This is a genomic window from Microbispora sp. NPDC046973, from assembly GCF_040644495.1.
Lineage (GTDB): Bacteria > Actinomycetota > Actinomycetes > Streptosporangiales > Streptosporangiaceae > Microbispora.
The window spans coordinates 212,794-220,049 of the sequence record NZ_JBEYWQ010000015.1 but is presented as its reverse complement, the minus strand read 5'-3'; the positions used below and the strand labels follow the sequence as shown (position 1 = coordinate 220,049).

The window sequence follows — 7,256 nt, the reverse complement described above, 5'->3', positions numbered from 1 at the left end:
TCCCCCCCCATCCCCCGCGCGGCCCGCCCCGCGCCGCCCGGCGCGGGCCGGACCCCGGCGGCTCTTGCCAAGGCCGAGCAGAACATGGTTCGGTCTGACTGAGTGCGCGATGACGCGCCCGATCAGGAGGCAGGCATGCTGCAGCACGACACGCTGTTCATCGGGGGCGACTGGGTGGCCCCCGCGGGCACGGGCACGATCGAGGTGATCTCGCCCCACAGCGAGGAGGTCGTCGGCCGGGTGCCGGACGGCACCGCCGCCGACATGAACCGGGCCGTCGCGGCCGCCAGGGACGCCTTCGACAACGGGCCCTGGCCGCGGATGACGATGGCCGAGCGCGCGGCGATCGTGGGCCGCCTGGCGGAGATCTACGAGGCGCGCCAGGCCGAGATGGCCGAGATCATCACGACGGAGATGGGCTCTCCGATCACGTTCTCCCAGCTCGCCCAGGCGCCGCAGCCGCTGGGCATGCTGAAGTATTTCGCCGGCCTCGGCGCGACGTTCCCCGTCGAGGAGGAGCGGCCCGGCCTGTTCGGCCCGGTGATCGTCCGCCGCGAGCCGGTCGGCGTGGTGGCGGCCGTCGTCCCCTGGAACGTCCCCCAGTTCGTCCTCATGACCAAGCTGGCTCCGGCGCTCGTCGCGGGCTGCACCGTGGTGATCAAGCCCGCCCCCGAGACGCCGCTCGACTCCTACCTGCTCGCCGAGATGATCAAGGAGTCCGGCATCCCCGCCGGGGTCGTCAACATCGTCGCGGCCGGCCGTGAGGCGGGCGAGCACCTGGTCTCCCACCCGGACGTCGACAAGGTCGCCTTCACCGGCTCGACCGCCGCCGGCCGCAGGATCGCGTCGATCTGCGGCGAGCAGCTCAAGCGCTGCACCCTCGAACTCGGCGGCAAGTCGGCGGCGATCATTCTGGACGACTGCGACCTGCCCTCCGCCATGGGCTTCCTGTCGATGGCCTCGCTCATGAACAACGGCCAGGCGTGCGTCGCGCAGACCCGCATCCTCGCCTCCCGCAACCGGTACGACGAGGTGGTCCAGGCCGTCGCCGAGATGGTGACGGGCCAGCAGGTGGGCGATCCCGCCGACCCGGCCACCGGGATCGGGCCGCTGGTGGCCAGGCGGCAGCAGGAACGGGTCGAGGGCTACATCAGGACGGGCATCGAGGAGGGCGCCAAGCCCGTCGTCGGCGGCCTCGACCGGCCGTACGACCGGGGCTGGTACGTCGCCCCGACCGTCTTCGCCGGGGCAACCAACGACATGCGCATCGCCCGTGAGGAGATCTTCGGCCCGGTGCTGGCGGTGATCCCGTACGAGGACGAGGCGGACGCGGTGCGGATCGCCAACGACAGCGACTACGGCCTGTCGGGCTCGGTCTGGACGGCCGACACCGAGCGCGGGATGGACGTCGCCCGCCGGGTGCGCACCGGCACCTATGGCGTCAACATGATGCACACGCTCGACCCGAACACGCCGTTCGGCGGCTTCAAGGCCAGCGGCCTCGGCCGGGAGCTCGGACCCGAGGGCCTGTCGGCCTACCTGGAGACCAAGTCGATCGCCCGCCTGGGCTGAACGGCTGAGCCCGACGCCTGAGCTGAACGCCTGAGCTCACGTCTGAGGAGAACGCGTCCCTCCGGCCCGGTACGGCGTGCGTGCCGCACCGGGCCGGTGAAACCGCCCAGCGCGCCCCCGCGACGCTGGGCCACACCCTGTGGAGGTGTGCGCCGATCCCCCAATCGGCGGTGCGGACGGAGGGGTTCCAGATCCGCACAATCCTCATAGACGACCCTTATGGGGTTTTGGTTCGCGAGATCCACTGACCAATTTTGCGGACCAGGTCGGGGGTGGCCGCCGCCTCCGCGTGGCCGTAGCCGGGCTCGATCCACAACTCCTTCGGCTCGGCGGCGCTCTCGTACAACTGATAGGCGTGCTCGGTGGGGAAGAAGGGGTCCCGGTCGCCGTGCACGATCAGCAGCGGCGTGGGCGCGACCAGCGCCGCGGCCTCGTACGGAGGAAGCGGGACCGGGTCCCAGCCGCCGCCCGCGATCCTGGTGCGCTTGGCCAGGCGGGCCGCCAGCCGGCCGTGCCAGCGTTCGATCGCCCAGTGGACCTGGCGCATCGGCTTGGTGCCGCGGTAGTACCAGCGGGCCGGGCCGCTCACCGACACCACTCCGTCCACGCCGCCGTGCAGCGCGGCGTGCCGCACGACCACGGCGGCGCCCATGGAGAAGCCGACGGTCGCGATGCGCCGGTAGCCGATCGAGCGGGCGAGCTTGACCGCCGCGTCCACGTCGAGGACCTCGAGGTCGCCCACTGTCGACCGGCCGCCGGAGCGGCCGTGCCCCCGGAAGTCGAACGACACCACGCCGCCGAACCTCGACAGGACGTGCACGATGCGCCGGGTGTCCGGTCCCCTCCACGTTCCGGTGAAGCCGTGCGCGACCACGATTCCCAGATCGAGTGAGCCGTTGGGCGTGTGCGCCGCGTCGATGCGGACACCGTCCGCCGTGCGCAGCATCGCTCCGAAAGCAGCAGCGAGAGCCATGCCCTCGACCTTATTTCCCCCCATGTCACAAATCCCCCACATGCCCCCCGCGCACGACGGGAACTGTCACAGGTCGGCCGTCGAGCGCAGCCGGTCCCAGGCGACCCCCAGCCTGACCTCCTCCCCGTCGAGCGACTCGATCTGGTCCCACTCGGCGTAGCGGATCTCGCCGTGCATGCGCCGCACGAGGGTGCCGAGCAGCGACGGCCGCCACAGCCCGGGGCCGCGCTCGTAGCCGAAGAGCTGCCCGGCACGCCGCCGGGCGATCAGCAGCCCGGCCAGGCGGAACGCCTGATGGACCTCCGCGAGCAGCGGCCCGTCCTGGACCAGGCGGACGTCCACGGTGTTGCCGGCGACCTCTCCCGACGGGCCGCGGACCGTACGGCCGAGCAGCCCGCCGAGCCGCATGGCGTCCGGCCTGTCCTCCCATCGCTCCCGCACCTGGAGGGTTCTCTCCGGAGCCTCCTGGTCCTCGGTACCCGAGGCTCCCGGGATCCGGCTGACGACGTTCCTGGTCAGCCAGCGCTCCAGTGCCAGGTCCTGCCGGTGGCCGGCCACCCGTACGGCGCTGCCGATCTCGGTCACCAGGCTCATCTCGATGCGGTAGGGCCCCGGCCGCTCCTCCCCGCGGAACAGCCCATCGGTCTCGGTCATCAGCCAGCCCGGCAGGCCGCCCAGCCGCGGGCCGAGCGCCAGCGGCCCGGACAGGATCGCGGTGACGTACGGCCGGTCGCCCGGCTGCACCTCCAGGTCGTCCACCTTGCACAGCAGGCGGTCGTCGCTCTCCCTGACGACCTGCCGGTCGAGCAGGTGCAGGCGGGCGTGCAGCACCCGCGCGCGCTCACTCATCGATGCCTCACCTCCTCGTGCCGGGCCGTCACTGTCCCGCCTTGGTCGCGAGCATCAGGGGGATGGCCGCGAGCGCCACGACGAGCAGCAGCACCATGTAGAAACTTCCCAGCACGTTGCTGAATCTGCCGTTGACCTTCTCCCCCATGTAGTCGGGATCGTTGGCGATCATGAGGACCGGCAGGTAGGTGAGCGGAAGGGCCGCGGCCGAGAAGACCAGCGAATACTCGGTCACCTTGATCGGATCGATGGTGGTGAGGATCAGCGCGGTCGCGACGATCACCGAGGCGAGCACGGTCACGTGGAACCGGGCGGCGCGGCCGGGCACCACGTACTTGCCCCACTGCCAGCCGAAATACTGGCTCAGCGAGTAGCCCGACGACAGGGCGGTCTCCAGCGTCGCGCCGAACGTGGCCGCGAACACCCCGAGGATCACCACGCCGAGCCCGACCTTGCCCAGCCCCTCGGCGACCGGCAGCACCATCTGCCCGAGCGAGTCGGGCTCGGCCTCGGCCGGCATGAAGACGGTCGCCGCGCACGCCGCGATCGCCAGCGACAGCACACCGCCGAGGGGGAAGCCGACGAACACGTTGGCCCGCGCCGTCACCAGATCCTTGCGTGTCCACCTCTCCTCCACGCCGCCCGAGGAGAAGAAGAACACCTCGTACGGCGTCATCGCCCCGCCGAGCAGCGCGATCGCGTAGTAGAGGTAGGTCGGCACGCCCTCGTCCTGCGGCGGCTGGACGAGCTGTGTGGTCAGCTCGCCCCAGTCGGGCCCGAGCTGCCACAGGGCAACGATGAACACGACGAGCGCGAGCCCGGCCAGCCCGAAGACGCGCTCCATGGTCTCGAACTTCACCCGCCACATGACCAGCCAGGCGACCAGGGCCACGGGCGGCACCCACAGCAGATAGTTGAGGCCGGTCACCAGCTCCAGTGCGAGCGCGGAGCCACCGATCTCAGCCGCGAGCGTGAGCACGTTGATGAAGAACGACGCGCCGAGGTTGACCAGCCCGGCGCGGGGGCCCATGCGCTCGCGGACGAGGTCGAAGACCGGCCGCTGCGACACCGCCGCGATCCTGCCGGACATCTCGGCGAAGACGCAGATCCCGACGATGCCGACGACCACCACCCACGCGAGGGACATCCCGAACCTCGAGCCCACGACCGCGTTGGCGACCAGGTCGCCGATGTCCACGAAGCCGCCGAAGGCCGTGAGGATGCCGAGCGTGACCGCGATCAGTTTCTTCACTTGTGCTTCTCCGCGAAGTCGCTCAGCTCGCTCGCGAGCCTGTCCAGCTCCCGTGCGGCCGCCACCGGGTCCTTCACCCCGTCGCGGCGCGTCTGGATGAGCAGGTCCTCCACCTCGCTCTCGGCCTTATCGGTGAGGCGCAACACCTCGTCCCTGATCCGGTCGGAGGCGTCCGAGGGCGGCTGCACGCCGCCGAACTGGTCGTTCACGCTGCTCAGGTCCTGCACCGCCTCGGTCAGCACCACCTCGGCGTACGGCCCGGTCATCCGGTCGCGGTAGGCCACGGCGGAGCGCGCGAACCGCAGGGCGGAGACGGCCGACTCGGCCGTCTTCCCGGCCTTGAGCGCGTAGTCGTGGTCGTCCCATGCGGGGCTGACGCAGCCGGACAGCAGGAGTGCCGTCAGGAGGGCGAGCGGCGCCAGCCGAGCCGGCGGGGTCATGTGCGCCGCCGCAGCAGGAGATAGGCGAGGACGAGGATCGGCACGAGTAACTCCGCCCAGGCGATCAGCAGCACGAGACCTTCATCCGTCACAGCCGACTCAACTGCCCGAACGCCGCGCTTTTAGGCAGGAAGGAATGCGAATCGCGGCCAAGGCGTTGCCATCGAGGGTCCCGTACGGCGGCGGCGTGTGGCGGCGATCGGGATCAACTAAAATGGCTTAGCCGTGTCATGCGGCGGATGTGCGTCTCGCTTCGGTCCCGGGACGCGGACGACACCCCGACGAACCAGAGCGAGATCTTCACTATGCCTATGAACACCCGCGACGACCTGCGGAACATCGCGATCATCGCGCACGTCGACCACGGCAAGACCACGCTGGTCGACGCCATGCTATGGCAGTCCGGCGCGTTCCGGGCCAACCAGGACGTCGACGAGCGGGTCATGGACTCCAACGACCTGGAGCGCGAGAAGGGGATCACCATTCTCGCGAAGAACACCGCGGTCAGGCACGGCGGCATGACCCTGAACATCATCGACACCCCCGGCCACGCCGACTTCGGCGGCGAGGTCGAGCGCGGCCTGTCGATGGTGGACGGCGTGGTCCTGCTGGTGGACGCCTCCGAGGGCCCGCTGCCGCAGACCCGCTTCGTGCTGCGCAAGGCGCTCTCCGCGAAGATGCCGGTGATCTTGTGCATCAACAAGGTGGACCGGCCGGACGCCCGCATCGCCGAGGTCGTCGACGAGGTGTACGAGCTGTTCATCGACCTCGACGCGACCGAGGAGCAGATCGACTTCCCGATCGTGTACGCCTCGGCCAAGGCCGGCCGGGCCTCGCTGGAGCGCCCCGCCGACGGCGGGATGCCCGACTCCCCCGACCTTGAGCCGCTGTTCGAGACGATCAAGAACACGATTCCGGCGCCGGTCTACGACCCGTCCGCGCCGCTCCAGGCCCACGTCACCAACCTCGACGCCTCCAGCTACCTGGGCCGGATCGCGCTGTGCCGCGTCCACCAGGGCACGATCCGCAAGGGCCAGCAGGTCGCGTGGTGCCGCACCGACGGCAGCGTGCAGCGCGTCAAGATCTCCGAGCTGCTGATGACCGAGGCGCTGGAGCGCAAGCCCGCCGAGGAGGCCGGGCCGGGCGACATCATCGCGATCGCCGGCATCCCGGACATCATGATCGGTGAGACGCTGGCCGACCCCGACGACCCGCGCCCGCTGCCGCTGATCACGGTCGACGAGCCGGCGATCTCCATGACGATCGGCACCAACACCAGCCCGCTGGTCGGCAAGGTCAAGGGCGCCAAGGTCACCGCCCGCCTCGTGAAGGACCGCCTCGACAAGGAGCTCGTCGGCAACGTCTCGCTGCGCGTGCTGGCCACCGAGAGCCCGGACGCCTGGGAGGTGCAGGGCCGCGGCGAGCTGGCCCTGGCGATCCTCGTGGAGCAGATGCGCCGCGAGGGCTACGAGCTGACGGTCGGCAAGCCGCAGGTCGTGACCAAGGTCGTCGACGGCAAGGTGCACGAGCCGGTCGAGCGCCTCACGGTCGACTGCCCGGAGGAGTACCTGGGCGCCGTCACCCAGCTCCTGGCCGTACGCAAGGGCCGCATGGAGCACATGACCAACCACGGCACGGGCTGGATCCGCATGGAGTTCCTGGTCCCGGCGCGCGGCCTCATCGGCTTCCGCACCGAGTTCCTCACCGAGACCCGCGGCACCGGCCTCGTGCACCACGTCTTCGAGACGTACGAGCCGTGGTTCGGCGAGCTGCGCACCCGCAACAACGGCTCGCTGGTCGCCGACCGCGCGGGCCAGGTCACCGCGTTCGCCATGCTCAACCTGCAGGAGCGCGGCACGCTGTTCGTCTCCCCCGGCACCGAGGTGTACGAGGGCATGATCATCGGGGAGAACTCCCGCTCCGACGACATGGACGTGAACATCACCAAGGAGAAGAAGCTCACCAACATGCGCTCCTCCACCAGCGAGGAGACCGAGAAGGTGATCCCGCCGCGCGTCCTGTCCCTGGAGCAGGCCCTGGAGTTCATCCGCGACGACGAGTGCGTGGAGATCACCTCGGAGACCGTGCGCATCCGCAAGGTCGTCCTCGACGCGGCCAGCCGTGGCCGCGCCGCCGCCCGCGCCAAGCGCGGCAACTGAGCCTCTTCACT

Annotated in this window: 6 protein-coding genes; 2 read left to right on the top strand and 4 right to left on the bottom strand. The window is 70.4% G+C overall.

Annotation, left to right across the window (positions count from 1 at the left end):
• Window positions 1–135: 135 nt before the first annotated feature.
• Complete coding sequence (locus ABZ860_RS26400) at window positions 136–1,572, top strand: aldehyde dehydrogenase (RefSeq protein WP_357224893.1); 1,437 nt, start codon at window positions 136–138, stop codon at window positions 1,570–1,572.
• A gap of 217 nt (window positions 1,573–1,789) precedes the next feature.
• Here ABZ860_RS26400 and ABZ860_RS26395 read toward each other — a convergent pair whose 3' ends face one another.
• The 4 genes from ABZ860_RS26395 to ABZ860_RS26380 form a co-directional block, all read right to left on the bottom strand.
• Window positions 1,790–2,545: an alpha/beta fold hydrolase gene (locus ABZ860_RS26395; RefSeq protein ID WP_357224892.1), complete on the bottom strand. Its 756-nt coding sequence runs from the start codon at window positions 2,543–2,545 to the stop codon at window positions 1,790–1,792.
• A 66-nt stretch (window positions 2,546–2,611) separates the two neighbouring features.
• Window positions 2,612–3,394 (bottom strand): hypothetical protein, encoded by a 783-nt coding sequence (locus tag ABZ860_RS26390; RefSeq protein ID WP_357224891.1) that lies wholly within the window; start codon window positions 3,392–3,394, stop codon window positions 2,612–2,614.
• A 28-nt stretch (window positions 3,395–3,422) separates the two neighbouring features.
• A complete protein-coding gene (locus ABZ860_RS26385; protein WP_357224889.1) occupies window positions 3,423–4,646 on the bottom strand; it encodes a divalent metal cation transporter in 1,224 nt (407 codons plus the stop codon).
• Complete coding sequence (locus tag ABZ860_RS26380) at window positions 4,643–5,086, bottom strand: hypothetical protein (protein WP_357224888.1); 444 nt, start codon at window positions 5,084–5,086, stop codon at window positions 4,643–4,645. Before ABZ860_RS26380 ends, ABZ860_RS26385 begins: the two co-directional genes overlap by 4 nt.
• Window positions 5,087–5,391: 305 nt before the next feature.
• Between ABZ860_RS26380 and typA the strand changes: the two genes are divergently transcribed.
• Window positions 5,392–7,245 carry a translational GTPase TypA gene (gene typA / locus ABZ860_RS26375; protein WP_357224905.1) on the top strand — a complete coding sequence of 618 codons (1,854 nt, stop codon included), beginning with the start codon at window positions 5,392–5,394 and terminating at the stop codon, window positions 7,243–7,245.
• Window positions 7,246–7,256: the final 11 nt, after the last annotated feature.

Excerpts from the sequence above, each read along its gene's own strand:
- ABZ860_RS26400 (WP_357224893.1), top strand. The coding sequence starts at position 136 with ATGCTGCAGCACGACACGCTGTTCATCGGGGGCGACTGGGTGGCCCCC.
- ABZ860_RS26395 (WP_357224892.1), bottom strand. The coding sequence starts at position 2,545 with ATGGCTCTCGCTGCTGCTTTCGGAGCGATGCTGCGCACGGCGGACGGT.
- ABZ860_RS26390 (WP_357224891.1), bottom strand. The coding sequence starts at position 3,394 with ATGAGTGAGCGCGCGCGGGTGCTGCACGCCCGCCTGCACCTGCTCGAC.
- ABZ860_RS26380 (WP_357224888.1), bottom strand. The coding sequence starts at position 5,086 with ATGACCCCGCCGGCTCGGCTGGCGCCGCTCGCCCTCCTGACGGCACTC.
- typA (WP_357224905.1), top strand. The coding sequence starts at position 5,392 with ATGCCTATGAACACCCGCGACGACCTGCGGAACATCGCGATCATCGCG.